Genomic DNA, 25,540 nt, shown 5'->3' with positions numbered 1-25,540 from the left:
AACCCTCTGCTCTCAACGCTGCTGTCGGGCCTCGAGCTGCGCCAGCGCGGCGGCGACGAGGGATTCGATCTCGGTGCCGTCGTCGGCGGGTAGCGCGTTTACCGGCCACCAGCGCAGGTCGTCTGACTCCGAGCTGATATCGAAGTGGGGAAGCCCGCCACCCGGTTGCGACGGCGCGACCGCGGCGAAGCGCACGTCGAGGTGTCGGGTGGGCTCGCCGAGAGAACAGGTGATGGGGTGGGTGTGGAGTTGGGCCAGCGCGCCGAGTGTGAGGTCGTCGATTCCCGACTCCTCGCGCGCCTCGCGGAGTGCGGCGTCGGCGATCGAGTCGTCGGACTCTTCGCAGTGCCCACCGAGCTGAATCCATTTGCCCACACGCGGATGCAGCGTCAGAAGGACGTGGGCGTGCGTGGCATCGAACACGATTGTCGACGCGGTGAGATGTCCGGGAACGCTGCGGCGCAGACACGCATCCGGCTGCGCGTCGAGGAAAGCGAGATAGGCGTGTCGCAGCGAATCCTGTTCGGGCGCCTGCGCATTCCATGACCGAAGAAGTTCGACGGCCGATGAGTGAAGGGAATCAGCGCTCATCGCTCGATCACCCACTCGTCGGTCGGAGCCGGCTCGCGTAGCTGCTGCGGTTGGGCGGGGTATCCGATCGCGATGGCGCCCAACGGTTCCCACGAGGGGTCGACGTCGAGCTCGCGACGCACGACCTCCGGCGCGAAGATCGTCGATCCCACCCAGCAACTACCGAGCCCGCGGACCGACAGCGCGACGAGCAAGCTCGCGACCGCACCGCCTGCGGCGACGGTGAACATCGTGTGCTCTGCGGCGTTGCGACGTGAGTCGGGGTAGGTGTGCGCGCCGTCGCCGATGAGCATCGGGATCACCAGTTCTGGTGCGTCGTAGAGGATCTGGCCGCGCCGCACACGCTTGGAGATCGACTCGGGTGACTTGTCGTCCGACGAGAGGTCGGCTCGCCACGCGTGTCCCATCGCGTCGAGCAGACGGACTCGACGCTCACGAGATCGCACCCAGACGAAACGGAACGGATGGGTGTGGTGGGGCGCCGGCGCTGTCAGCGCGTCGGCTAATGCGGCCCGGAGATCTTCGGGCGCAACGGGTTCCGACGAGAAGTCGCGGATAGATCGTCGGGTCAGGATCGCCTCGACCCTGCCCTGCGTGATGGCTTCGGCGGTGCCGAGGCGGAACAGGTCCTCGTCGGCCGGTCGCACGAGTCGCGCGGCAGTCGATCCGTCGTCGTGCACGCGAAGCCCGCGCACCACCGCAACCGGAACGCCGTCGAGCTTTCCCTTCACCAGATCTGCGGCGGACGCGATCTCGTCGGCGACGGCGATGTCGGTGACGATCAACGGGTTGCCGTACGAGTCCTCGCCGCCCTCGTAGGGGTGGCTCACGGCGATTCCCGACGCACCGATCGCGACGTCGGTCTGTCCGGTACGCCAGGCACGGCCCATCGTGTCGGTGACGATGACCGCGACGTGGTGACCCGTGAGTCTCGCGATGGCTTCGCGCAACAGTCGTGCGCTGCCGTCGGGGTCCTCGGGGAGTAGAGCGATCTGGTCGGTCGGCACATTGGAGCCGTCGACGCCCGCGGCGGCCTGCACGAGGCCGAGTTTGTTCTCGGTGATCAACGTGCGGTTCTTGCGCGCGAGGACGCGCACGGACTCGGCGTCGATCAGCTTGCGCCGCAGCGCATCACGCTCGTCGAGGTCGGTGGGCGCCGGAATCATCCGACCCTCGGTCTTGGAGAACACCTTGCTGGTGACGACGACGACATCGTCGTCGCGTAACCACGGGGCGCGGCGTGTGATCTCCGCTGCGAGGTCGGTCGTGGTGTCGAACTCGGGCAGACCGGTGACGGGGATGATCTCCAGAGCCGCGGGGGCGCGGTGGTCGCGGAGTGCTCCGCTTCGCGACGCTGCGCCGGCGTCGGCCATCATCGAGCGTCTCCGGCCGCGTCGGGGTGCGCAGCCCGCGGAATGTCGACGCCGACGAGGGCGCACGCGTCACGGACCATCACGGCAGTGGTCTGCGGGTCGGTCATGAGCAGCGGTGCCGTCCCGATGGCGATGCCGTCGACGTGTGCGGTGTCGCCCTCGGCGATCAGCCACCCGTCGAGGATGCCGTTGGCGCTGCGGGCTCCGTAGTGGGCGGCGATGGCCTCAGCGGACGACTCGACGCCGATGACCGACAGGCACTCGTCGGCCATTCCCCGCAGCGGACGATTGTCGATCACCGGCGAGATGCCGACCACTGGCGCCGACGTGGTGCGCAACGCGCTCCGGATGCCGGGAACGCTGACGATCGCCCCGATGCTGACCACGGGATTGCTCGGCGCGAGCAGGATGATGTCGGCGTCGGCGATCGCCTCGGCGACCCCTGGTGCCGGTGCGGTGTCGTCCGACCCGACCTGTGCGAACCCGAAGGTCGGGATCTGCGCACGGTGTTTGACCCACCATTCCTGAAAATGGATCGCGACGCGTTCGCCTTCGCTCCCATCGGATTTGGCGACGACGACGTGTGTCTCGTGTCGTTCGTCGGTTGCGGGCAGTAGTCGCACGCCGGGCTGCCATCGCCGACACAGTGCGGCGGTCACATCGGCGAGCCGGTAGCCCGCATCGAGCATCTGGGTGCGGATCAGGTGCGTCGCCAGGTCGCGGTCGCCGAGTCCGAACCAGTCCGGGTCTGCGCCGTATGCGGCCAGTTCCTCCTTGGCGTGCCACGACTCGTCGGCTCGACCCCAACTGCGCTCCGGGTCGATTCCACCGCCGAGCGTGTACATACAGGTGTCGAGGTCGGGACAGATGCGCACGCCGTGCATCCATGCGTCGTCACCGACGTTGACCACCGCGGTGATCTCGTTTCCGTTGCTCGATGCCGAGTCGCCCGCGGCAACCGGAAACGGCGTCGGACCGAGCAGTTCGCGGACCCCGGACAAAAATCGTGCGCCGCCGACACCGCCGACGAGTACCGTCACCTTCACAACGACCCACTCTAGTGAGTCGGGATCGAGTCGATATCATGGACCACGACGCCGCGCCCGCCATTCGCATCTGATGTGACATTGATGTGTCCGCGCAACACAACTCGTGTCTTACGGGGAGTTCTTGTCGGTCGATGGTATTAAGGAATATTTTGATTCAACTTGACCGGACACGTCTCTGGCGTGTCTAATCACATCAGTGTCATTTCTGGTTCGAGATCGAGAATCGGTGCACCGCAACGAAGTTCGATCACTTGTTCGAATTCGGAAAGGTTGATCGGACACCGTGGTGGTGCCAGATCGCGCCGGACACTTGGTGAAGATCGAGAATGTACGGGTATGAGTGGTGGTGTGGCACCGATGCCGCGCCGCTGTGACGACAGAGAACAACGACTTCCCAGGCAGGAGGCGCCGACGATGGCATTCGACAACGCGATCGGCAATCCCCTTGAACCACACGGACATTCAGAGATCGCGTCCCCGTTGAGTGGGGATGCGAACTACACAACCCTTGGGCCCGTTGATGATTCATTGATCGGGACACCTGAGATCGGGACGCCCGAGGTTTCACTTGGCGCTGACGAGAACTTGCAGCGCCGTCATCTTTCCTTGGTGCCCAACGACTTCGAGGGCTTGTTCGACGCAATCGAAGACCAATGGCAAGATCGCGCGCTGTGCGCGCAGACCGATCCGGAGGCGTTCTTCCCCGAGAAGGGCGGCTCCACTCGTGAGGCGAAGCGCATCTGCCAGGGCTGCGAGGTGAAGGCCGAGTGCCTCGAGTACGCCCTGCACAACGATGAGCGTTTCGGGATCTGGGGCGGCCTTTCCGAGCGTGAGCGTCGCCGCCTCAAGCGCGGCATCATCTGACGGTTTACTCGGGTCCCCGGTCGATGATGTCCTCGTCGAGACCCAGGTGTGTTGCGACCTGCTGTACCAAGACCTCGTGAACGAGATCGAGTAGGTCCTCGCCCTTCTTCGCCCTGCTCTCCAGCGGCCGGCGGAACAGGATGATCTGCGCCCTGGTCGGCGCTCCGTGGACATCGACCCCCGCGGGCATCAGACGCGCAAGCGGGACGGCTCCGTCGGCGGTCACCTCGTCGGGCCACTGCACGGTTTCGGGGTCGCGGGGCAGCAGACGTGGGATTTCGTCGACGGCGATGTCGAGTCCGGAGAGCTCGTCGTGCCAGCGAGCGTCGATCTCCGCGAACGCCTCAAGGACAACCGTGTCGAATTCGTCCGATTTGCTGCGCCACGCAGGCACGCCCTGCGGCAACAGCGGGGAGCGCAGCCCCCGGCCCCGTCGGTCGCGGCGTGCTCGACGCGCTGCGTGCACAGCCGAGAGCCGCATATCGGACACCCGGTTCTCCGAGGAGCGCACCGGCGAACCCTGGCCTCGATCGCGCGTTGCGCGCCGCCGTTCGATACGCATGCCGAGATTGTAAGTCTCCACCCACCGGTGTCGACTCGGAGGCGTCGGGCCGCGTGTCGGGCCGTCCGCGCCGCGTGTCGGCCCTCGCATCCCATGTCAGACCTCGAGCCGCGTGTCGAAACACCGTTCGCCGGGGCGTGGGACTAATCTTTCTGCTGTGAAGCTTCCCCGACAATGCTGCCGCCCGGCTTGCTCCCGGTCGGCGGTTGCGACCCTGACCTTTGTGTACGCCGAGTCGACGGCGGTCATCGGTCCTCTCGCCACGTCGGATGAGCCGCACTCGTGGGATCTGTGTGACGAGCATGCACGACGCATCACCGTGCCGCGCGGGTGGGAAATGCTCCGCAGCGAGCGGGGATTCTCGGCGCCGGTCGCCGAAGACTACGAATTGACGGCCCTTGCCGAGGCTGTACGTGAAGTCGGTGGGCGCGAGGTCGGTGCGCGCGGCATCGCGGGTGCCGTGGGCCGTGCGCCGGGTTTCGACCAGGAGGCGTTCGACGACGTTCGGGCAGGCCGTCACCGCGCAGGTACGTCTACGACCGATCTCCGCCCGAGCCCCGACGTGCGTTCGGGGTCCGACGCCGCGCGTCGTAGCGGGGGTGTGAAGCCGCGTCCTGGCAGGCGGGGGCACCTTCGTGTGCTGCCAGACCCGGTCGACTGACGCGCCCGCGAGATCTGGTGGATCAGAATATGGCTGTGTGTGGGCAGCGACGCCATGCGTCGCTAGGCTGACTCTATGCGTACGGATGCCGCCGACCTCGATGATGTCGACGACCTGATTGCGGGCGACTCCGAGGGTCTACTGCAGGCGGCGGCGTTGACCGGTGCGCAGGTGCGTGCCGTTGCCGAGGCCATGCGTGAGGGCGTACTCGAGCCACTGGCGGCATTACGGCCCCGAAGCGTTGTGATCGTGCACGGAACGTCGAGTGTTGCCCGCGATGCGGTCGCGCTCGTCGTGGCCTGCGTGGCAACCCGTGTCGACGTGCCCATCGTGTCTGCACCCGCCCTGCCGGGCTGGGTCGGCCCGCTCGACGTGGTCGTCGTCGCCGGTGACGACGCGGGCGACATGGCGCTCGCCGATGCCGCGGCGCGTGCGCAGCGTCGACGCGCCGAGGTCGTCGTCGCAGCACCCATCGAGGGGCCGTTGCGAGATGCGTTGGGCGGCGGCGGAATCGACCTTTCGCCTCGTCTGCGCGTCGACCCGCGCTTTCGATTCGCGGTGTACGTCGCGACGTTGCTGGCGGTATTCGCGTCGCTGTCCGATGTGCGGTTCACCGGTCCGGCGCCGCTGGTGAGCGACATCGCCGACGCACTCGACGACGAGGCGGCGACAGACCATCCCGCCCGCGAAACGTTCCACAACCGCGCCAAGATGTTGGCAGCTCGGCTGGCAGATCGTCGGGTCGTGTGGACCGGCGACGGCCCGGCAGCCTCGGTGGTCGCCGCCCGCAACGCGAAGTCGCTGCTCGCATTGTCCGGAAAGGTGTGCGGCACAGCCGATATCGACGCCGTGGCGAGCATTTCGCTGCAGTCGTGGAGTGCGGGGGGCGCGTCCGCCGTCGACTCGATCTTTCACGACCCGCAGATCGACGGACCGTTGGCGGCCGAACCGCCGCGGGTGCTCGCGGTCACGACGGCGTCGAAGCAGTGGTATGCCGAGCGCAGAATTGTCGGCATTCCGGATGCCGAGGCGGTGTTCGGCGACGTCGACGGTGCCGATCCGGCTACGCATCCCGCAGGACCTGTCGGTCCCGAGGATCTGGCAGACGGACCCGCCGACCTGGTCGGCTATGTGCTTCTCGCTTTGCGTGTCGACATCGCCGCGGTGTATCTGCGCCTGACCGGAATCGGAGACTGATGAAACTGCTCGACGGGGTGGTCCGCCCCTACGCCTGGGGGTCGAGAACGGCTATCGCGTCGCTGCGTCAGAAGCCGGTTCCCTCGCCGCATCCGGAGGCAGAACTCTGGTTCGGCGCGCACGCGGAGGGGCCTGCAACGGTCCTCGGCGCCGACGGCGGGCCGGATGGCACGCTGCTCGACGTGATCGACGACGATCCGCAGCAGGCGCTCGGTGCCGCGACAACAGATCGGTACGGCAACCGACTTCCCTTCTTGCTCAAGGTACTTGCCGCCGACGAACCGTTGTCGCTGCAGGCTCACCCCAGTGCTGAGCAGGCCCGTGAAGGATTTGAGCGTGAAGAGGCCGCCGGGATACCCATCGATGCGCCGACGCGCAACTACAAGGATGCCTCGCACAAGCCCGAGCTGATCGTCGCCATCTCCGAGTTCGACGCGCTGGCCGGTTTCCGCGATCCGGCGCAGACGATCGACTTATTGCGCGAACTGCAGGTCTCGGAGCTCGACCCGTACCTGGGATTGCTGGCAGGCCAACCGGACGCCGAAGGGCTGCGCGCGGTGTTCACCACGTGGCTCACCTTGCCCGAATCACGGTTGCGCACCGTGGTTCCCGCCGTACTCGCGGGAGCGGTCGATGCGCTGAACGCGGGATCGCGGTTCGGCCCGGAACTGCGTACGGCACTCGAGCTCGGCGAGATCTACCCCAACGACCCGGGTGTCCTCGCGTCGTTGCTGCTCAACCGGATTCACCTCTCGCCAACCGAAGGACTGTACCTGCCCGCCGGGGTACTCCACGCCTACCTGAGCGGTACCGGAGTGGAGATCATGGCCAACTCCGACAACGTGCTGCGTGGTGGCCTCACCCCCAAACACATCGACGTGCCCGAGCTGCTCCGCGTCCTCGACTTCACCCCGGTCGACGCCGACGATCTCAAGCCGAGAATCCGCACCGTCGGCACCGAGCGGATCTACTTGACGCCTGCGCCCGAATTCCGGCTCTCGCGTGTCGAGTTGGAGGGTACGGGCCTTCACCAACCGTCGTCGATCTGCTTCGACATGCCCGGTCCGCAGATCCTTGCCGCGCTCGGGGGAACCATCGAGGCACGGCTGCCGGGCGACACGCCACTGTCGGTCCCGTCGGGTTACGCGGCGTGGATTCCCGACGATGACCCGGATGTCGTCGTGCGAGCGTCGTCGAGTCGGGCGCTGTTCTTCCGCGCACGAGTTCCGGTCAACGACCCCGCGGGGTCGTTCGCGGAGGAATAGCTGCGGCGCGGATAGCTGCGGCACTAACCGCTGCCCGACGCGAAGCTGTTCTCAGACAAGTAGTCCGGACCGTTCGGGACGGCCGGGGTAGGGCATCGGCTGCACGGGCAGCGGGCCGGTGAAGCTCGACTCCTCCGGCGTCGCGACCATCGTGACGCGGACGCAGGCATCGGATGTTCGCAGCGTCACGTCGTGCGGTTGTGTCCGATCTTGTCTCACTTCGACCGTGTTCAATTCGATTGCAGTAGTGGCAGATTCGTTGTCCGACCCCTGATCGTGGGTGACGACGATCCTTGTCGTACCCGCCGACACGGGGCGTGGCGCGACACCGTCGAAGAGGTGAATCCGGCCGCCGCCGTCACGACCACCGTGGGGGTCGGCGAATGTCAGGACTCGATGATCGCCGACGCGCGCGACGAGGTGCTGCCATCCATCCGGACGCGAGGTGTGCACCACGACTCGGCCTCCGGTCGCGACGATCCGCAGCACGACCTGTGCGGCAAGGCGTGTATCGCCGACCAGGGAGACCTCTGATATGCCGGGGCCGAACAGTCGCGAGGTGACGGCACGACCGGTGTGATCGGCGCCGATCAATTGGCCGCAGCCACTCACCTGAATCCGCAGAGCGCCGAGCAGGGCGTGTGCCTGTGCGCCCGACGTCGCGTGCAGTCCGCGGTGCACCCGATGCGCGGCGGCATAGGGAAGCGACGCCGCGAGGGCGTCGAACTGCCGTCCGTCGAGCGGGGTCGCCCCTGTCGGCCAGGTGTCGACGACGCGTCCGGCGTCCGGGACGTCGTCGACGCGCATGAGCGCGCGCACCCGGAGGTTGCCGTCCTGTCCGTGGGAAAGAGTGAGGGTGAGCGTCGTCGCGAGCGCTGCCGGGCAGGCCGTACCGAATACGCGCGGTAGCTCGCGGGGGTCGATGGTCGCGGTGCGGAAGCGGATTCGTCCCGCCATGACCTGCGACCATCCTTCTCTCATCGAGCTCAGCTCCGAGCCATGCGTCAATTGCGTTGTGAGCGAATCCATCTCGCCTGCGGTGAGCGGGGTGGCGACGAGGCCGCATTCGCGAAGTCGACGCGCCACCCGCCGCGTGGTGATGGTCGCGGTCCGCAGCGCGCCGGTCGCGCCTCCGCCGCGGCGGGCAACCGCGCTGGGGCATTGGGTTGGATCGAGTCGCAGGACGACGAAGGTGCTGCGGTGCGTCGTCGCGGGAAGCGGGCCGAGGGTGCGTTCGTAGATAGCGGCCGCTTGTCCCGCTCCGCCGACTCGGACACCGTGACTGATCACGTCGATCGACGAGAGAGGGATGTCGAAGGGGTTGATGCACCCGGCGAGTGTCGCCAGCGGCAGCTCTGGTTCTGCCGTTTCGCAGCCGAAGGGGGACAGGAACGTCGGGGTGCAGCGTGCGGGGGAGACCCTCAGGACGGTGATCATCGTGCCCCCTGCCCAGCGGACACCGAGAGGGCCATCTTCTGTGGATAGACCAGTCGGCGAGACGCGCTGTCGGCGACCAGATGTCGGTACGTCGAATGGGGCGGGTGCGAGTTCGGGGAGTCGACGTCTGGCTCGGGACCAGTAGAAGCCGAGCCGACGGATCATGTTGCCCGCCAGAGACTGTCGGCCTGTTATCGGGACAAGCGTCAACGCCACGAGCGCTGCCACGCCGAGTGCGGCGACCCCCGCTCGGCCGCCCGCGACCCACCAGCCGACGAACCCGGCTGCCAGCAGCGCCTCGATCCCGACCAGTGTCGCGAATCCGGGTAGCCGTGATCGTGCGGACGGCCCCGTGTCGAACGCCATGTACCTGCTCCCCTCTCGCCACACCCGGTACCAGCCCGCGCACCGGCGGCCCCATATACGTATCACCCAGTAGTAGAGCGTTTTCCGCGCCGCTGTGCGTCGAATCGTGCGTTGTCCACAGGCGAGGTGCAACGTCGGATTGTCGGTTTTGCGCGGGTCTGGTTCGGTTAGGCTACTACCGCGCCGGCCAGCCGTCGCGACGTTGTGCCGCTACGTGTCACGTGAGAAGTCCCCTGACACAGGCGGTGCCGCGGGAGTGCGCGGGTGACGAAGTGGGGGAGGGAAGCGATGGCGCGTCAACTGACCACCAGAGCGCAGGTCAACGGATACAGATTCCTGTTGCGGCGCCTCGATCACGCGCTGATCCGTCGAGATGTGCGCATGTTGCACGATCCGATGCGATCACAGGGGCGTGCGCTGGCGGTCGGGGCGGTTCTCGGCGTGCTCGTGCTCGCGGGATTTGCGGTGTGGGGCCTTGTCAGTCCGCAAGGCTCCGTTGGCAAGTCGACCATCATCGCGGCGAAAACCGGCGGCACCTACGTCGTCATCGACGGCACCGTGCACCCGGTATTCAACCTGGCGTCGGCACGACTCATCACTGGCAGCGACGAGAAGCCGGCGTCGGCGTCGGAGAAGAAGCTGGCCCGCTACCCGCGCGGTCCGCTGCTCGGCATTCCCGGTGCGCCGTCGGCCCTGCCGGTCTCGCGCGTCTCCGCGTGGACGGTATGCGACAGTATCGATGCGAGTGCGGCCGATGGGACGTCGGGGATCGGTGCGGGGTCGGGACGCGCGGCGGCCGGAGCGCTGTCGGTCGTCGCGGGCGAACCGGTATTCGGGACGGACATCCGCGCCGCAGGCGCCGACGACGCCCTGTACGTGACCGACGGCTCGGGTGTGTTCCTGATCTACCAACTCGACCGTGACGGCCACCCGACACCCGTTCGCGCGCAGGTGGATACCTCCAGTGTTCCGGTGCTGCGGGCGCTGGGACTCGAGGGCCGGACGCCGCGGCCGATCAGTCGCGGACTACTCAACACCTTTCCCGAAGTCGACCCGTTGACGCTCCCCGACATTCCGGGGCAGGGTGAAATGAGTTCACCCGCAGGTGTCGGTTCACTGTGGGCCGGGGACGCACGCGTCGGCTCGGTCATCAAGACATCCGCGGCCAACGGTGTCGTCGAGTACTACGTGGTGCTGCGCGGTGGTGTGCAGCCCATCAGTGCCGCGGCGGCAGAGATTCTCCGACTCGCGGAACGCGACGACGCCGCGCCCGTGGCAACCGTCGCGCCGGGCGTCGTCGCATCGACACCGATGCGCGACGAATTGCCGATCGCCGATTTCCCCACGACGACACCGCATCTCGTCACACCCAGCGAGGGCACCGTGTGCCGGGCCTGGGTGCGCGGTGCTGACGCCGACGCCGCTCGGACAACGCTTCTCGTCGGGGACTCGCTGCCGCTGCCGGACGGGTCGAAACCGGTGCGGGTCGCGAGCGCCGACGGATCGGGTCCCGGCGTCGACCAGGTGTACGTGCGACCGGGGTCGGGCGCCTACGTTCAGGTCACCGGCAACGAATCAGACAGTGCGCGTGCGGAATCGCGCTTCTACGTCGCCGATACCGGTGTGCGCTACGGTGTGCCGGACGCGAAGACGGGGTCGGTTCTGCGACTCGGCGCATCGCCGACACCCGCTCCGTGGGATGTGATCTCACTGCTCGTCGCGGGGCCGACGCTCTCGCGCGAGAACGCGCTCGTCGCGCACGACGGCGTGGCTCCCGATCCGGCAGGCATCGCGGTCAACCCGCCGGAGAGCGCGCAGCAGACCGGCGGCTAGAGCGCCCCGCGGTTACCCGCTGCTGGGTGCTCAGGTGACCGGACCGCCGACGATGTTGCCGACGATGCCGCGAATGATGTTGGTGCCGTCCTCTTCTCGGAGTTCGGAGTACCACTGCGCTGTCTTCTCGGGGTCCTTCGCGTGTGTCACGTCGCAGCGCTTGCGGGCACGCAGGACGAGGTCGCCCGCGCGCTCGGCACGCGCGGCCTGGTAGTCGTCGAGCGCGGCGTACACGTCGTCGGGATGATCGCGGAAGGCGAACTGCAAGGCCACGGCGTCTTCCATCGCCGAACAGCCGCCCTGCCCGATGTCGGGAGTGGTGTTGTGCGCGGCGTCGCCGAGTACCGCCACGCGGCCCTTGACCCAGGTGTCGAACGGGTCGAGGTCGAGGATCTCGACGCGGTTCGTTGTTGCGGGATCGAGCTTCTCGATGAGCGTCTGCACCCCTGGTGCCCAGCCGTCGAATTCCTTGGTGAGCACCTCGCGGGCGGTTCCCCGCTCGAAGGGCTGCCCCTCGGGCATCGGGACGTCGAAGAAGAAGTAGAAGCGGTCGCCCGCGACCGGCATGACCGAAACCCGTTTGCCGTCACCGACGTACGTCGTCCACTCGGTCGACGGGCCGATGGCGGGATCGGTGGCGACGAGGCCGTTGAAGTTCACGTATCCCGCGTAGCGTCGCGTGACCGGACCGCCCAGAACATATTCGCGAGTCAGCGATTTCGCGCCGTCGGCACCGATCACGATGTCGCCGCTGGCACTGGTGCCGTCGGCGAAATGTACTGTGGCCGCGTCAGGTCCGTCTGCAACGGACACCATCTTCATGCCGAAGTTGATGTCGTCGAATCCGTAGGCGTTCATGAGCATGAGCTGCAGCTCGGCCCGCGCGATGGGGTAGGGGCGTTGGCCTACCTCGTCGATCAGCGGCTGCATGCTGAACCGGCACATCGTCTCGCCGGTGTGGCCGTCGATGTAGCTCATGGTCTCCACGATGCCTCCGAGCGCCGCGGTCTCTTCCTCGAGTCCGAGGTGATTGAGGCACTTGACGCCGTTGGACCACACCGAGATCGCGGCGCCGACCGGCTTGTTCTCGGTCACCTGCTCATAGACCTCGACGTCGAATCCGAGTTGCTTCAGGGCGATGGCGGCGCTCATGCCGCCCATGCCTGCACCGATGATGACTGCCTTCACGTTGTCTTCCCTTCCACCATGAACAGGCTAGGGCCGATCGTGGCGTCGCGCGCGGCGAGGTCGATTGTGTGGCGGCGTGTGATCGTCAGCGCACTGGCAAGCCGCCGACCATCGAGGTCACCATCGTTTGCCACTGCGTGATGATCGTCTCGAGGTCGAGGCCGACGACCTCGGTCAGGTGCTTGACGGCGGTGGCGCCGAGCGGAGTCAACAGGGCGATCGCCGTCACCTCGACGGGATCCGGGAAACCCAACTGCCGCAGCAGGATCTGGACGTGCATGCTCGATGCCTGGGAGACGGGATGGCTCCAGAACTCGGTCCCCGGTAGATCTGCCTCGAGCAGGATGTCGAGGTGAGCCGCGTTCATCTTCAACCGCGCGGCACCGTAGGCGAGGAGGCGTTCGAGGGGAGCGGCGCCCGGTCCGAGTGGTGCGGGGCCCGAGAGGTAGGACTGCTGTAGCTCCGATTCGGAGTGGTCGAGGAGGGCGAACATCAACCCGGTTCGGCTACCGAACCGCCGGAACACGGTGCCCTTGCCGACGCCTGCCTCGCGCGCGACCGCATCCATGGTGACCGCGGCGGCGCCGTGGTTGTCGATGAGGTTCTTCGCTGCGGCGAGCAGCAATCGCCGATTACGTGCCGCGTCAGCGCGTTCGACGCTGTCGGGTTGGGTCAACTGCAGTGACCGTGGTCCTCCCTCGACCTCTTTACGCATGTGATGAGCCTAACGGTTGACGGATCCGCACTGCGGATCGAATCTGGTGGAACAAATCGGACCGCGGTCCGGTTTACCAAGCAAGTGTAACGCCATGGAAAGGAGAAGTCTCGTGCCAGATCACGACATCACAGCACAGAACGCCAACGTCACGGTCGCGGTGTTGGTCGGCAGCCTGAGGTCGGCGTCGATCAACAGGCAGCTCGCTGAGTCCGTCGTCGACAAGGCCCCCGCGGGCATCGAGTTCTCGGTTGTCGACAACATCGGTCGTGTGCCGTTCTACAACGAAGACATCGACTACGCGCCGGGTTCGGGCGATGGCGTACTCGATCCCGAGGTCGTCGCGCTCCGGGAGCGGGTCGCCGCCGCGGATGCCGTATTGATCGTCACGCCCGAGTACAACGGGTCGGCTCCCGCGGTGCTGAAGAACGCCATCGACTGGCTGTCCCGGCCTTACGGTTCGGGCGCGCTGACCGGTAAGCCGGTCGGTGTCATCGGGGTGGCGCTGGGGCGCTTCGGGGGCGCGTGGTCGCGTGAGGACATTCGCAAGTCGGTGAAGATCGCGGGTGGGCAGGTCGTCGAGGAGGTGGAGTTCGGAGTATCCGGAAGCCAGCTCGGCGACTCGGGCCGACTTCCCGCCGAGGTCATCGACGGGGCCGTCGACGCCGTGCGGGTACTGGGATCCGAGGTTGCCGTAGCTGTATGAGGTGCTGATCGGCGAGAGTCTGTGACGGCCGCCCGTGTCGGAAGAATCACAAATGTGTGAGTCCCGACCAGGGCGGCCGTTGCGTTTCGCGAGGCGACACGCCGGAGTTCACGATCGTGTAGGCCCGCGACCTGCGACTTTCATCAATGTGATTACAAGCTCTAGTGGTGCAACCAAATGTCAGACACAAGGTGTAGTGTTTGGGACACCAGCAAGGCCGACGACGGGGATCGCTTGTAACCCTCAGCGACGGCGGTGAGGTCGGTGACCCAGATCACTATCTTCACACTGGAGAATCACCTGAGGCAGTACGACGTCACCACGACCGAGGAGCAATCTGATGGCCATCACCGTCTACACCAAGCCGGCCTGCGTGCAGTGCAATGCCACCTACAAGGCTCTCGACAAGCAGGGGATCGAGTACGAGGTCGTCGACATCACCCAGGATGCAGACGCTCGCGATTACGTCATGGCTCTCGGTTACCTGCAGGCCCCCGTCGTCGTCGCCGACGATGAGCACTGGTCGGGCTTCCGTCTCGATCGCATCAAAGCTCTGGCAACACGCGCAGCCTGAAGCCTCCGCATCACGATCCGAAGGGGAAGCCGGATCGAATGTCTCTCACAGCACCATCTCTTAGTCCGCACACGTCTCTCGAGTCACCGCTGATCGTCTACTTCTCATCGGTGTCGGAGAACACCCATCGGTTTGTCGAGAAGCTGGGAATGCGCGTCGCGCGCATCCCGGTCCTCGACGGCGAGCGGCGAGGGGGTGCCGTGTTCGAGGTCGACGAGCCCTACGTCCTGATCTGTCCCACCTACGGTGGCGGCAAACCGTCGTCGACGGGAAGCAACGGTTTCGTGCCGAAGCAGGTCATCAAATTCCTAAACAACACACACAATCGTTCGCTGATCCGTGGCGTCATTGCCGCGGGGAACACGAACTTCGGCGAGGAGTACTGCCTCGCGGGCGACATCATCTCCCGTAAGTGCTCCGTTCCGTACCTCTACCGATTCGAGCTCATGGGCACTTCCGACGACGTCGACCGCGTCCGTAGCGGACTGGTCGACTTCTCGCGAAGCGACGCCTTCGTCGATCCCGAGACGGCCGTCAACGTCCGCGCCTGAGTGTCGGTAGCGCCCACTATCGTCTCGACCATCCGGCAACCTTCCATCACCTCCACACGCACCCCATCTCCGAGGAGTCTCTTCGTGTCGCCTACCGCATCCGTCTCGGAATCCACAGTCCCGGACACCACTACGTCGGCGAGTGTGTCGGGCGTACACGCCGGCCCGGCCGATCACGACCCGGGCGAGCTCGACTACCACGCGCTCAACGCGATGTTGAACCTGTACGACATCGACGGGAAGATCCAGTTCGAGAAAGACCGCGAGGCTGCGCATCAGTACTTCCTGCAGCACGTCAACCAGAACACGGTGTTCTTCCACGATCTCGACGAGAAGCTCGACTACCTCCTCGAGGAGAACTACTACGAGCCAGAGGTGCTCGCCAAGTACGACCGCGAGTTCGTGAAGCTGCTCTTCGGTCACGCCTACGGCAAGAAGTTCCGTTTCCCCACGTTCCTCGGGGCGTTCAAGTACTACACCAGTTACACGCTCAAGACCTTCGACGGAAAGCGCTACCTCGAGCGCTTCGAGGATCGCGTGTGCATGGTCGCGCTGACGCTCGCCGACGGCGACACGTCGCTGGCGCGTGCGCTGGTCGACGAGATCATCGAGGGCCGATTCCAGCCTGCGACACCCACGTTCCTCAACTCGGGCAAGAAGCAGCGCGGCGAGCCGGTGAGTTGCTTCCTGCTTCGCATCGAAGACAACATGGAATCCATTGGGCGAGCGATCAATTCGGCGCTGCAACTGTCCAAGCGTGGCGGTGGCGTCGCGCTGCTGCTCAGCAACATCCGTGAGCACGGCGCGCCGATCAAGAAGATCGAGAACCAGAGCTCGGGTGTCATCCCGATCATGAAGCTGCTCGAGGATTCGTTCTCGTACGCCAATCAGCTCGGCGCACGGCAGGGTGCGGGCGCGGTGTACCTGCACGCCCACCACCCCGACATCTACCGCTTCCTCGACACCAAGCGCGAGAACGCCGACGAGAAGATCCGCATCAAGACGCTGAGCCTCGGTGTGGTCATCCCCGACATCACCTTCCAACTCGCCAAGAACAACGACGACATGTACCTGTTCAGCCCGTACGACGTCGAGCGCGTCTACGGCGTGCCGTTCGCCGACATCAACGTGACGGACAAGTACCACGAGATGGTCGAGGACCGTCGGATTCGCAAGACCAAGATCAAGGCGCGTGAGTTCTTCCAGACCCTCGCCGAGCTGCAGTTCGAGTCGGGTTACCCCTACATCATGTTCGAGGACACGGTGAACCGGGCGAACCCGATCGACGGAAAGATCACCCACTCCAACCTGTGCTCGGAGATCCTGCAGGTCTCGACTCCGTCGACCTACAACGATGATCTCTCGTATTCCCATGTGGGCAAAGACATCTCGTGCAACCTCGGTTCACTCAACATCGCCAAGACCATGGATTCTCCCGATATCGGGCAGACGATCGACACGGCCATCCGCGGCTTGACCGCGGTGAGCGACCAGACGGCGATCACCTCCGTGCCCTCGATCGAGAAGGGCAACAACGATTCGCATGCCATCGGCCTCGGCCAGATGAACCTGCACGGTTACCTTGCCCGCGAACGCATCTACTACGGTAGCGACGAGGGCATCGACTTCACGAACATGTACTTCTACACGGTGCTGTTCCACGCACTGCGGGCGTCGAATGCGATTGCGCGCGAACGTGGTAGGTCGTTCGCAGGCTTCGAGAAGTCCACGTATGCCAGCGGCGAGTTCTTCGACAAGTACACCGATCAGGCGTGGGTGCCCGCGACCGACCGTGTGCGGGAGCTGTTCGCCGAGGCCGAGATCGACATCCCGACGCAGGACGATTGGCGTGAGCTGAAGGCCGCGGTGGCGCGCGACGGTATCTACAACCAGAACCTGCAGGCGGTGCCCCCGACCGGCTCGATCAGCTACATCAACCACTCGACGAGTTCGATCCACCCGGTCGCGGCGAAGATCGAGATCCGTAAGGAAGGCAAGATCGGCCGCGTCTACTACCCGGCGCCGTACATGACGAACGACAACCTGGACTACTACCAGGATGCGTACGAGATCGGCTACGAGAAGATCATCGACACCTACGCCGCCGCCACACAGCACGTCGACCAGGGGTTGAGTCTGACGCTGTTCTTCAAGGACACCGCCTCCACCCGCGACGTCAACAAGGCGCAGATCTACGCCTGGCGCAAGGGGATCAAGACGCTCTACTACATCCGTCTGCGTCAGATCGCGTTGGAGGGTACCGAAGTAGAGGGCTGCGTCAGCTGCATGCTGTAACCACCACACCCCGCACACCTCCACAACCCTTAACCCCGCCGCAGGAGGCGACCATCATGACCGCAGGCACGCACAGTCCCGCAGACGGCGCACCCATCAAGCTGGTGAGCCGGGTCTCGGCCATCAACTGGAACCGGGTGCCCGACGAGAAGGACGCGGAGGTGTGGGATCGCCTGACCGGTAACTTCTGGTTGCCCGAGAAGGTTCCTGTCTCCAACGACATCCCGTCGTGGAACACGTTGACGGAGTACGAGAAACAACTCACGATGCGCGTGTTCACAGGCCTCACGCTGCTCGACACCATCCAGGGCACCGTCGGTGCTGTGTCGCTGATCCCAGACGCGACCACGCCGCACGAGGAGGCGGTGCTGACCAACATCGCGTTCATGGAGTCGGTGCACGCGAAGAGCTATAGCTCCATCTTCTCCACGCTGTGCTCCACCAAGGAGATCGACGAGGCGTTCCGGTGGTCGGAGGAGAACGAGCAACTCCAGCGCAAGGCGCAGATCGTCATGGACTACTACCGTGGCGACGATCCGCTCAAGCGCAAGGTCGCCTCGACGCTGCTCGAGTCGTTCCTCTTCTACTCCGGTTTCTACCTCCCGATGTACTGGTCGAGTCGGGCCAAGCTCACTAACACCGCCGACCTCATTCGGCTGATCATCCGCGACGAGGCCGTGCACGGTTACTACATCGGGTACAAGTACCAGCGCGGGTTGGAGACGCAGACCCCCGAGCGTCGACAGGAGCTCAAGGACTACACCTTCGAGTTGTTGTTCGACCTGTACGACAACGAATCCGATTACACCGAAGCGCTTTACGACGAGGTCGGGCTCACCGAGGACGTCAAGAAGTTCCTCCGCTACAACGCGAACAAGGCGTTGATGAATCTCGGCTACGAGGCGATGTTCCCGCGCGACGACATCGACGTGAACCCCGCGATCCTGTCGGCGCTGTCGCCCAACGCTGACGAGAACCACGACTTCTTCTCCGGGTCGGGTAGCTCGTATGTCATCGGCAAGGCGGTCAACACCGAGGACGAGGACTGGGACTTCTGACACCCTGATCTGGCTGACGGTCCACAAAGACCGGCGAGAGGCCCGGATCTGCAGTTTCTGCAGATCCGGGCCTCTTTTCGTGGCGTGCGCTGCGGGGTTGCAATGGCCTCAGGGCAGGTAGGCGGCGAGCAGTCTGTCCAGCGCCAGATGGGACCGCTCGCGTGCCAGGTCGGTGTCGGTGTGCTGCGCCGTCCACAGAGCCGCTTCGTTCATCGCACCTGAGAGTTGTGCGGTGGATGCGTCGAGAAGATCTTCGGCGACTCCGACGTCACGTAGCGCTTCGCGCAGGTGTGTTGCCGAGTTCGCTGCGTCGAGTCGACGCCATTCCTTCCAGCCGATCACCGCCGGGGCATCGATGAGCAGGATGCGTCCGGCGGAACCGTCCGTGATCGCATCGAGGAACGCGTGTGATCCTGCCCGGAGCTGCTCGCTCGGCTGCGTGCCCGCATCCTGCGCCGCCGCGACGACAGCCCGTGCGACGTCGGACTGGAGCGCAGCGGCAACCGCGCCGAACAATCCGGCCTTGTTTCGATAGTGGTGGTAGACCGCTCCTCGCGTAACCCGGGCTTCGCGGGCGACGTCGTCGAGGGACACCTCGCTGAAGCCTCGGGTGGCGAACAGTTCAGTCGCTGAGTCGAGGATGCGTTGGGCCGTCTGAGCAGCGGCGGCCGCAGAGGCACGGGGCATGACACTCTTCCTTTACGTACAGACAGTATGTAAGCTGATCTCGTTACATTCACATTGTATGTATAGGAGTGCTCAATGGCCGTCACCAGCCTGTATCCTGTCCTCATGTCGCGCGATGTCGAGGCCGCGGCGTCGTTCTACCGCGACCTCATCGGCTTCGAGACGACCTTCGAATCCGATTGGTATGTCAGCCTGCGCCTGGGCGACTACGAACTGGCGATCCTTGCTCACGATCACCCGACGGTTCCGAGCGGATACGGTGAGCTTCCGCGAGGAGTGATCGTGAACCTCGAAGTCGGCGACGTCGACGGCGTCCACAATCGGCTGGCCGGCTCGGCGGGGGTGAATGTGGTGTTGCCTCTTCGCGACGAGGACTTCGGTCAGCGACACTTCATCATTGCCGCACCCGACGGCGTCCTGCTCGACATCATCGAGCCCGTTGCCCCCAGCGAGGAGTACGCGGACGCCTACGTCCAGGCATGAATGCCCGCGGCCGGCCGAACAGCGGCTACTCCTGCACGAGCCGGTCGTAGAGATCGCCGAGTTCGTCGACGGCTTCGGCGATATCGCCGGGAGCTACCCCTGACGCCCGTAAGGCCGCGCGCAACGCCGTGCCGTCGAGGTCGGTGAGCGGGTTGCTGCGTGTCGGCCGAGGTAGCGGCGGCAGCGGCGCATGCGTCCCGAAGAAGTCGACGGCGCTGAGGGTCTCGTGCTCGGTGCTCGGATCGCCGTCGCTCCCATCGCCGTCGCTTTCATCTCCGACGCCTGACGTGCCCTGGGCGGCAGACTCGTCGGAATCCGTGTCGCTGTTGTTGCCGAGGGCGTCGAGCAGGGACGGTAGGTCGGTGCCCATGACCGTGAACAGGGCGAGCGGGGAGCGGTCGATCTCCGCGGCAACCTCGTAGGCGACGGCCAGCACGTGAATGCACCGGACCGCCTCGTCGGGACAGCTGCACTGCGAGGCGACGTCGGCTGACTCCGTCGGCCCGAGCAACTCTCCGACGATCGGCGGTTGTTCGCCACGCGCCACCGACATCACCTCTGCGACACCCGCACGGCTGCGGAGCAGTGTGGCGACGGTGTCGACGTCGACCGTACGCATCGAGAGGATCACGTCGAACGGGTCGAGTTGGCTGCCCTCGACCGACGCGGTCACCTGGCCGGGGCGGATGGAAAGGCGATGCACGTGGCGGTCGCGAAAGTATCGTCGCGCCTTGCTGATTCGTCGGCTGTCCGCTGACTCGGTAACCGAGCCGGAGCGCTGCGTCCCGGTGGCGTCGGCGATGTCGGTGCGGCCCTCGACAACGTCGACGAAGGCGCGCGACCAGCGGGTCACCGCGTAACCGCGGACCGGCACCGTCCCGCGCCTCATCGCGTCTGCCTCAACCGGTCGTGTGTGGAGATGTCGTGTGTGGAGATGAGGTGTCTCATTCGCTGACCGCCTCGTCGCGGAGGCGGAAGAGGTCGAACAGTTCATCGTCGCCGAGGTCGCCGATCCAGTTCTCGCCCGCCGACACCGTCAGTCGCGAAAGCTCGCGTTTCTTCGCGACCATGTCGTCGATGCGTTCCTCCAGGGTGCCGACGCAGACGAATCGTCGAACGTGGACGCGTTGGTGCTGGCCGATGCGGTAGGCGCGATCGGTTGCCTGATCCTCCACAGCGGGGTTCCACCAGCGGTCGACATGCACGACGTGGGTAGCGGCGGTGAGGTTCAATCCGGTGCCGCCCGCCTTCAGCGTGGCGACGAGGATCGGGGGAGAGTCGGCCGCCGATTCCTGTGTGGAACCCCGTGAGTCGCCTTGGAACTGCGCGACCATCCGGTCGCGATCAGCGCGGCCGATACCCCCGTGTAACAACGGAATCGGAGTCTCGAGCTGCTCGGACAACCACGCCGCCAGCATCTCTCCGAACGCCGCGAACTGGGTGAAGACGAGCGCTTTGTCGCCGTCGGCGACGAGCGTGGTCGCGATGTCGCCGAGCAGTTCGAGCTTCCCCGAGCGATGGCGGTCTCGCCGCATCATGGGTGAACCGTCGCCGAGATAGTGTGCCGGATGATTGCACACCTGCTTGAGACGCGTCAGCGCGGCGAGGACGGTCCGCCTGCGCATGGCACGCTGCTGCTTGTCGCGTAGCGCGACCATGAGGTCGTCGATGATCGCGCGGTAGAGCGCAGCCTGTTCGACGGTGAGGTTCGCGCGCACGGTGATCTCGGTCTTCTCCGGGAGGTCGCTGATGATCGAGGGGTCGGTCTTCTCCCTGCGCAGGATGAACGGTCTGGTGGCGCGGTTGAGTCGTCGGAGTGCATCGGGATCCCGGTCGCGTTCGATGGGTTCGGCGAACCGCGCCCGGAACGTCGACGCCGAACCGAGTAGGCCGGGGTTGACGAGGTCGATCACCGCGCGCAGGTCCTCGAGACGGTTCTCGACCGGTGTGCCGGTCAGTGCGAGTCGGTGACGGGCGGGGATGGCACGCAACGCTTTCGCCGCGGCTGTTCTGACGTTCTTCACATGCTGCGCTTCGTCGACCACGACGCGTCGCCACTGCTGCGCGGCCAACAGATCACGATCCCTGGTGGCGATCGCGAAGGTGGTGATCACCACCTCGACGTCGGCGATCGTCGACGCGAAGGTGGCGCTGCGGGCACGATCGGCGCCGTGGTGGACGTGGACCCGCAGGCTCGGTGCGAAGTGGTTCAACTCGCGAGACCAGTTGCCCACCAACGACATCGGGCACACGACGAGCGTCGGGGTGTGGTCGGTCGGCGCGCCGTCGCGTTCGGCACACAGCAGGGCGATGACCTGGACGGTCTTGCCGAGTCCCATGTCGTCGGCGAGTACGCCTCCGATGCCCAGGTCGCTCAGGTGGGCCAACCACTCGAGTCCGCGCTGCTGATAGGGGCGGAGAACAGCTCGTAGTTCCCGTGGCGCGGGGACCGGTTGGGCTCGCAGCATCGAGCCGGCGGCGACGTCGTCGAGCCAGCCGAGGCCGCGGACGGAACCGACCGGGACGGGGAGCGTGTCCGCGGTGCCCGTCACGAGTCCGAACAGCTCTCCCATGTCGGCGGGCTCGCCGGACGCGCGTAGCGCCCGTTGGGTACGGATGAAGGTGGCGGCACGCGTCAACGCCGCACCTTCCGCGCGCATCCATACGCCGCGCACTCGAACGAGATCGCCCTTCTGCCTGGACAATTCGTCGAGATCGGTATCGGTGAGCGTGATCGCGTCCGGACCGTCGCCCAGAGCGAGGCGCCATTCGAACTCGCGCATCTCGCGTAGCCCCACCATGCGTGCGGGTGCGCCGCCGCCTGACACCGGTGCCGCGCGTACTCCGAGGGAGGGCCGTACGTCGGCGATCGTGCGGGGCAGGAGCACGGGAAAACCCGCATCGGCGAGCAGCGCGGTGCCTGACGCCAGCAGATGTTCGACGCTGTCTGTCGGCAGCAGGAAGTCGAGGGTGTTGCGGTCGGGATCGGCCTTCGCGAGTTCGCCGAACGCGCGTACAGCAGACGCGAGTTCGGTGGTCACCTGGTCGAGCTCGTGTGCGTCGAGGCGGTGTGGCGCAACGGGTTCGGTGTGGCCGTCGGGTGCGCGGCGGCACACCTGGAGTCGCCAGCGCGGATCGGGAGGGGGTTCGTCGTCCCATGCGCCGAAGGTGTCGTCTGGATCGGGCAGGTCCGCGGGTTCGAACAGCCGGAACACCAGCAGCGACTCGTCCTGGGGTGCGCTGCCCGCCCACTGGTTCCACGCTGTGTGCGCGGCGGGTCTGCGGGCGGCGTCGGGTGCCGCGGCGTCGTCGACCAGCGCTGCGAGCACCGGCGTCGACGGCCGCGCGGGGCCCAGCCGTGCTGCCGAGTCGGCGAGACGTGCGCGGCATGCGTGGTCGACCAGTTCGCTCGCGAAGTCGGCGAGCGCCTCCGCCCCGCCGTTGTGGGTGAGGGCATCCGGCGCGCCGGCGGTGATCACCGTCATCCAACTGCGCCACGCCGCAGTGGGAATGGGCGTCCAGCGGACGACGGTCTCGCCACCCAGATCAGTGACGACGGGGGCGACCGAGCCTGCGGCGACGAACCGGCGCACGCCGTCGAGCATCATCCGGTACCAGCGGACGTCGCCCGCCACGGGCGTCGAGCGGGATGCGTCGAGCGCAGCGACCGCCGATGACGTTCCCAGTGTGATCGCGGCGACGAACTCACGGCGTCCGGTCGCCGCGATCATCCCGATGTCGCGTCGAAAACGCTTGCCCGCCAACAGTTGTGCGAGCTCTTCTGGCAGCTCCGCGTCGGTATCGAGCCAGATGGCCATGCCGATACCCGGCCGCCAGAGTGTGTGCCAGCCGGGCGCCTGTGGCGCGCTACGTCGTGTCGCCGTGATGGACATTCAAATTCAGCATGATGCGCACGCGTGGTCGAGACGCGCCAGGGTGGTCGAGAAGGCGGGGTGTACGAGACGGCGGGGGTTTTCGGGCAGGTCGGAGTACCCATCGGGAATGGCGGACATGGTTCGAGATTAGCGGCCGACCACGACACGTCGTGGTCGAGAGTGGTGGAAGCTGCGCGCGGTGCCGCCTCACGCGCCACACTGGTTGCATGACCTCTCCGACGGACGCAGCCGACGCTTCCACCCAGGAGTCCGGATCGCCCGGGTCCGACTCGCCACACTTCCCGTCCCAACCCACCAATGACGGCGAGCTGGTAACACAGTCCGCGGCGCTGGCGGCCGGACCGACCGAGTACGCCATTACGGAAGGCTCGGTGGGCAAGGCGGCACGCAAGAAGGTGCCGAGGACGTCGCTGGGAGAGTGGGACCCGTCAACACGCGGCCACGACGCGTTGCACACCATCCTGTCGCAGAACGAGATTCGCGATCAACGCTTGCTCCCCATCCGGCACGGCCGGATGGCGGCGTCGCCGTGGACCTATTACCGGGGAGCCGCGGCCGTCATGGCGGCCGACCTCGCATCGCGGCCGAACACCGGCATCCACGTGCAGATGTGCGGCGACGCTCATGTGCTGAATTTCGGGATGTGGAACACGCCCGAGCGGACACTCGCCTTTGACCTCCGTGACTTCGACGAGACGCTGCCGGGGCCGTTCGAATGGGACCTGCTGCGCTTTGTCGCGAGCCTCGTCGTCCTCGCCCGGGACAACGGCATCGACGAGAAGACGGCGGTCAAGGCGGTTCGCGCAGGATTCACCGGCTACCGCGACTCGATCGCCACCTACGCGACTTGGCCGATCCTCGACGTGTGGTCGGCAAAGGTCTCCGCGGACGACCTGGTGGGGTACCTGGCTCCGGATGAGGGCGCCCAGTTGGACAAGTACCTCACCAAACGCGCCGCGAAGCGGAGCAACAGGGGAGCGTCGAAGAAGTTCACCCACCTCGTCGACGGCAGACGGACCATCACCGAGGACCCGCCGTACCGTACGCACGAGCTGGAGCAGTTCGACGATGTACTCAACGACGTCCTGCTGGGCTACTACGGCTCCATCCGGGAGAACATCGCGGCGTTGCTGCGTCGCTTCGATCTCGTCGACGTCGTGCAGCAGGTGGTGGGCGTCGGCAGCGTCGGGATGCGTGTCTATCTCACCCTCAACGAGGAGCACCAGACCGGCGACCCGCTGTTCTTCCAGATCAAACAGGCCGCGCCGTCGGTGTACGAGAAGTTCCTCGGGCCCAGCGTGTACCCGAATCACGGACAGCGAGTGGTCAACGGGCAGCGACTGATCCAGAGTGCGTCGGACAGTTTTCTCGGATGGTCCACGATCCGCGACTGGGATTTCTACATCAGGCAGTTCCGTGACGGAAAGGTCATTCCCGACGGCAAATCGGTTGCGCCACGGCTCGCGACCTTCGCCACTGCGTGCGGCCATGTTCTCGCCCGTGCCCACGCGCGCAGTGGTGACGCGAGGGCGATCAACGAGTACTTCGGCAAGTCGGACAAGACCCAGGAATCCGTGGTCGCTTTCGCACAGGCATACGCCGACCAGACCGAGAGAGACCACGCCCAACTGGTCGCCGCGATAGACGACGGGACCGTCGAGTCGGCGCCCGGCTGGCCGTGAGTGGCCGTCAGTCCACTTCTGCGAGCCGCCCGGTCGCGACGTCGAAGACGAATCCCCTCAGCGAACTGGTCTTGGTGATGAACGGGCTGTTCCGGATGCGTGTGAGCGACTGTCGGACGTCCTCTTCGACGTCGGGAAACGCCTCGGCCGCCCACTCGGGCTTCTGACCGATTTCGGTCTGGATCTCGCGTTTGAACTCGTCGTCGGTGAACGTCAGCATGCCGCAGTCGGTGTGGTGGATGAGGATGATCTCCGTTGTCCCGAGCAGCCGCTGGCTGATGGCGAGCGAACGGATCTCGTCGTCGGTGACGACGCCTCCGGCGTTGCGGATGACGTGTGCCTCACCCTCGTTGATGCCGAGCGCGCGGTAGACGTCGAGGCGTGCGTCCATGCACGCGACGATGGCGACGTGCTTGCTCGGCGGCAGGGGCAACGGGCCGGTGAACGTGGCGGCGTAGGCGTCGTTGTTGGCCAGGTACTCGTCGGTGACAGTCATGCGACGAGCCT

The 25,540-nt window shown here is 65.9% G+C and carries 23 protein-coding genes; 12 read left to right on the top strand and 11 right to left on the bottom strand.

Features of this window, described 5'->3' with window-relative positions; all coding sequences use genetic code 11:
- Positions 1 to 12 precede the first annotated feature (12 nt).
- Genes RND64_RS14725 through cofD form a run of 3 tightly spaced genes read right to left on the bottom strand, consistent with a single transcriptional unit; the run spans position 13 to position 3,010 of the window.
- A complete protein-coding gene (locus RND64_RS14725) occupies positions 13 to 591 on the bottom strand; it encodes an NUDIX hydrolase (protein WP_331436088.1) in 579 nt (192 codons plus the stop codon).
- The gene (locus RND64_RS14720) at positions 588 to 1,967 is read right to left on the bottom strand and encodes a coenzyme F420-0:L-glutamate ligase (protein ID WP_331436087.1); all 1,380 of its coding nucleotides are present in this window, start codon (positions 1,965 to 1,967) and stop codon (positions 588 to 590) included. Before RND64_RS14720 ends, RND64_RS14725 begins: the two co-directional genes overlap by 4 nt.
- Entirely contained in the window at positions 1,964 to 3,010 is a 1,047-nt protein-coding gene (gene cofD / locus RND64_RS14715; RefSeq protein ID WP_331436086.1) for a 2-phospho-L-lactate transferase, read from the bottom strand. Before cofD ends, RND64_RS14720 begins: the two co-directional genes overlap by 4 nt.
- A 609-nt stretch (positions 3,011 to 3,619) precedes the next feature.
- Here cofD and RND64_RS14710 point away from each other — a divergent pair.
- Positions 3,620 to 3,877 (top strand): WhiB family transcriptional regulator, encoded by a 258-nt coding sequence (locus tag RND64_RS14710; RefSeq protein WP_197494574.1) that lies wholly within the window; start codon positions 3,620 to 3,622, stop codon positions 3,875 to 3,877.
- A gap of 4 nt (positions 3,878 to 3,881) precedes the next feature.
- On the opposite strand, the gene RND64_RS14705 is transcribed toward RND64_RS14710, so the two are convergent.
- Positions 3,882 to 4,358, bottom strand: a complete 477-nt coding sequence (locus RND64_RS14705) for a metallopeptidase family protein (RefSeq protein WP_049698626.1) — start codon at positions 4,356 to 4,358, stop codon at positions 3,882 to 3,884.
- 238 nt (positions 4,359 to 4,596) lie between these two features.
- On the opposite strand from RND64_RS14705, the gene RND64_RS14700 reads away from it, so the two are divergent.
- The 3 genes from RND64_RS14700 to manA all read left to right on the top strand — a co-directional run bounded on the left by RND64_RS14700 (position 4,597) and on the right by manA (position 7,562).
- The gene (locus RND64_RS14700) at positions 4,597 to 5,100 is read left to right on the top strand and encodes a DUF3499 domain-containing protein (RefSeq protein WP_049698457.1); all 504 of its coding nucleotides are present in this window, start codon (positions 4,597 to 4,599) and stop codon (positions 5,098 to 5,100) included.
- 75 nt (positions 5,101 to 5,175) lie between these two features.
- Positions 5,176 to 6,297 carry a hypothetical protein gene (locus RND64_RS14695; protein ID WP_049698456.1) on the top strand — a complete coding sequence of 374 codons (1,122 nt, stop codon included), beginning with the start codon at positions 5,176 to 5,178 and terminating at the stop codon, positions 6,295 to 6,297.
- Positions 6,297 to 7,562, top strand: coding sequence for a mannose-6-phosphate isomerase, class I (gene manA / locus RND64_RS14690; RefSeq protein ID WP_049698455.1), 1,266 nt, complete (start codon positions 6,297 to 6,299; stop codon positions 7,560 to 7,562). Before RND64_RS14695 ends, manA begins: the two co-directional genes overlap by 1 nt.
- Positions 7,563 to 7,613: 51 nt before the next feature.
- On the opposite strand, the gene eccE is transcribed toward manA, so the two are convergent.
- Positions 7,614 to 9,365 carry a type VII secretion protein EccE gene (gene eccE / locus RND64_RS14685; protein ID WP_049698454.1) on the bottom strand — a complete coding sequence of 584 codons (1,752 nt, stop codon included), beginning with the start codon at positions 9,363 to 9,365 and terminating at the stop codon, positions 7,614 to 7,616.
- Positions 9,366 to 9,653: 288 nt separating this feature from the next.
- Between eccE and eccB the strand changes: the two genes are divergently transcribed.
- Positions 9,654 to 11,198: a type VII secretion protein EccB gene (eccB, locus tag RND64_RS14680; protein WP_049698453.1), complete on the top strand. Its 1,545-nt coding sequence runs from the start codon at positions 9,654 to 9,656 to the stop codon at positions 11,196 to 11,198.
- 30 nt (positions 11,199 to 11,228) lie between these two features.
- Here eccB and hpxO read toward each other — a convergent pair whose 3' ends face one another.
- Entirely contained in the window at positions 11,229 to 12,386 is a 1,158-nt protein-coding gene (gene hpxO / locus RND64_RS14675; RefSeq protein ID WP_049698452.1) for an FAD-dependent urate hydroxylase HpxO, read from the bottom strand.
- Positions 12,387 to 12,471: 85 nt separating this feature from the next.
- Positions 12,472 to 13,101 carry a TetR/AcrR family transcriptional regulator gene (locus RND64_RS14670; protein WP_049698451.1) on the bottom strand — a complete coding sequence of 210 codons (630 nt, stop codon included), beginning with the start codon at positions 13,099 to 13,101 and terminating at the stop codon, positions 12,472 to 12,474.
- 112 nt (positions 13,102 to 13,213) lie between these two features.
- Between RND64_RS14670 and RND64_RS14665 the strand changes: the two genes are divergently transcribed.
- The 5 genes from RND64_RS14665 to nrdF all read left to right on the top strand — a co-directional run bounded on the left by RND64_RS14665 (position 13,214) and on the right by nrdF (position 18,285).
- On the top strand, positions 13,214 to 13,807 hold the full coding sequence (locus RND64_RS14665) for an NADPH-dependent FMN reductase (RefSeq protein WP_049698450.1): 594 nt from the start codon (positions 13,214 to 13,216) through the stop codon (positions 13,805 to 13,807).
- Between the two features lie 340 nt (positions 13,808 to 14,147).
- Positions 14,148 to 14,381, top strand: a complete 234-nt coding sequence (gene nrdH / locus RND64_RS14660) for a glutaredoxin-like protein NrdH (RefSeq protein WP_005174646.1) — start codon at positions 14,148 to 14,150, stop codon at positions 14,379 to 14,381.
- 38 nt (positions 14,382 to 14,419) lie between these two features.
- Positions 14,420 to 14,932, top strand: coding sequence for a class Ib ribonucleoside-diphosphate reductase assembly flavoprotein NrdI (nrdI, locus tag RND64_RS14655; RefSeq protein WP_200903228.1), 513 nt, complete (start codon positions 14,420 to 14,422; stop codon positions 14,930 to 14,932).
- 84 nt (positions 14,933 to 15,016) lie between these two features.
- The gene (gene nrdE, locus RND64_RS14650) at positions 15,017 to 17,227 is read left to right on the top strand and encodes a class 1b ribonucleoside-diphosphate reductase subunit alpha (RefSeq protein WP_049698449.1); all 2,211 of its coding nucleotides are present in this window, start codon (positions 15,017 to 15,019) and stop codon (positions 17,225 to 17,227) included.
- A 56-nt stretch (positions 17,228 to 17,283) separates the two neighbouring features.
- Entirely contained in the window at positions 17,284 to 18,285 is a 1,002-nt protein-coding gene (nrdF, locus tag RND64_RS14645) for a class 1b ribonucleoside-diphosphate reductase subunit beta (protein ID WP_005206006.1), read from the top strand.
- 108 nt (positions 18,286 to 18,393) lie between these two features.
- Here nrdF and RND64_RS14640 read toward each other — a convergent pair whose 3' ends face one another.
- Positions 18,394 to 18,972, bottom strand: a complete 579-nt coding sequence (locus RND64_RS14640; RefSeq protein ID WP_049698447.1) for a TetR/AcrR family transcriptional regulator — start codon at positions 18,970 to 18,972, stop codon at positions 18,394 to 18,396.
- A gap of 75 nt (positions 18,973 to 19,047) precedes the next feature.
- Between RND64_RS14640 and RND64_RS14635 the strand changes: the two genes are divergently transcribed.
- Positions 19,048 to 19,455, top strand: coding sequence for a VOC family protein (locus tag RND64_RS14635; RefSeq protein ID WP_049698446.1), 408 nt, complete (start codon positions 19,048 to 19,050; stop codon positions 19,453 to 19,455).
- A gap of 25 nt (positions 19,456 to 19,480) precedes the next feature.
- Here RND64_RS14635 and RND64_RS14630 read toward each other — a convergent pair whose 3' ends face one another.
- Positions 19,481 to 20,344: an SWIM zinc finger family protein gene (locus tag RND64_RS14630; protein ID WP_049698445.1), complete on the bottom strand. Its 864-nt coding sequence runs from the start codon at positions 20,342 to 20,344 to the stop codon at positions 19,481 to 19,483.
- Between the two features lie 55 nt (positions 20,345 to 20,399).
- A complete protein-coding gene (locus tag RND64_RS14625; RefSeq protein ID WP_049698444.1) occupies positions 20,400 to 23,348 on the bottom strand; it encodes a DEAD/DEAH box helicase in 2,949 nt (982 codons plus the stop codon).
- A gap of 209 nt (positions 23,349 to 23,557) precedes the next feature.
- Between RND64_RS14625 and RND64_RS14620 the strand changes: the two genes are divergently transcribed.
- Positions 23,558 to 25,033 (top strand): DUF2252 domain-containing protein, encoded by a 1,476-nt coding sequence (locus RND64_RS14620; protein ID WP_235434319.1) that lies wholly within the window; start codon positions 23,558 to 23,560, stop codon positions 25,031 to 25,033.
- Positions 25,034 to 25,040: 7 nt separating this feature from the next.
- Here the strand turns inward: RND64_RS14620 and RND64_RS14615 are convergent, their stop codons facing one another.
- Positions 25,041 to 25,529 (bottom strand): beta-class carbonic anhydrase, encoded by a 489-nt coding sequence (locus tag RND64_RS14615; protein ID WP_049698623.1) that lies wholly within the window; start codon positions 25,527 to 25,529, stop codon positions 25,041 to 25,043.
- Positions 25,530 to 25,540 lie beyond the last annotated feature (11 nt).

The sequence above is a fragment of the Gordonia sp. w5E2 genome (assembly GCF_036540975.1).
GTDB lineage: Bacteria > Actinomycetota > Actinomycetes > Mycobacteriales > Mycobacteriaceae > Gordonia > Gordonia jacobaea.
This window is presented reverse-complemented; position numbering and strand designations above follow the sequence as displayed.

Coding starts and splice junctions, on each gene's coding strand:
- RND64_RS14625 (WP_049698444.1), bottom strand. CDS start 23,348: ATGTCCATCACGGCGACACGACGTAGCGCGCCACAGGCGCCCGGCTGG.
- RND64_RS14620 (WP_235434319.1), top strand. CDS start 23,558: ATGACCTCTCCGACGGACGCAGCCGACGCTTCCACCCAGGAGTCCGGA.
- RND64_RS14695 (WP_049698456.1), top strand. CDS start 5,176: ATGCGTACGGATGCCGCCGACCTCGATGATGTCGACGACCTGATTGCG.
- RND64_RS14640 (WP_049698447.1), bottom strand. CDS start 18,972: ATGCCCCGTGCCTCTGCGGCCGCCGCTGCTCAGACGGCCCAACGCATC.
- RND64_RS14725 (WP_331436088.1), bottom strand. CDS start 591: ATGAGCGCTGATTCCCTTCACTCATCGGCCGTCGAACTTCTTCGGTCA.
- nrdF (WP_005206006.1), top strand. CDS start 17,284: ATGACCGCAGGCACGCACAGTCCCGCAGACGGCGCACCCATCAAGCTG.
- RND64_RS14670 (WP_049698451.1), bottom strand. CDS start 13,101: ATGCGTAAAGAGGTCGAGGGAGGACCACGGTCACTGCAGTTGACCCAA.
- eccB (WP_049698453.1), top strand. CDS start 9,654: ATGGCGCGTCAACTGACCACCAGAGCGCAGGTCAACGGATACAGATTC.
- eccE (WP_049698454.1), bottom strand. CDS start 9,365: ATGGCGTTCGACACGGGGCCGTCCGCACGATCACGGCTACCCGGATTC.
- RND64_RS14630 (WP_049698445.1), bottom strand. CDS start 20,344: ATGAGGCGCGGGACGGTGCCGGTCCGCGGTTACGCGGTGACCCGCTGG.
- manA (WP_049698455.1), top strand. CDS start 6,297: ATGAAACTGCTCGACGGGGTGGTCCGCCCCTACGCCTGGGGGTCGAGA.
- nrdI (WP_200903228.1), top strand. CDS start 14,420: ATGTCTCTCACAGCACCATCTCTTAGTCCGCACACGTCTCTCGAGTCA.
- RND64_RS14635 (WP_049698446.1), top strand. CDS start 19,048: ATGGCCGTCACCAGCCTGTATCCTGTCCTCATGTCGCGCGATGTCGAG.
- RND64_RS14615 (WP_049698623.1), bottom strand. CDS start 25,529: ATGACTGTCACCGACGAGTACCTGGCCAACAACGACGCCTACGCCGCC.
- RND64_RS14705 (WP_049698626.1), bottom strand. CDS start 4,358: ATGCGGCTCTCGGCTGTGCACGCAGCGCGTCGAGCACGCCGCGACCGA.
- RND64_RS14720 (WP_331436087.1), bottom strand. CDS start 1,967: ATGATGGCCGACGCCGGCGCAGCGTCGCGAAGCGGAGCACTCCGCGAC.
- nrdH (WP_005174646.1), top strand. CDS start 14,148: ATGGCCATCACCGTCTACACCAAGCCGGCCTGCGTGCAGTGCAATGCC.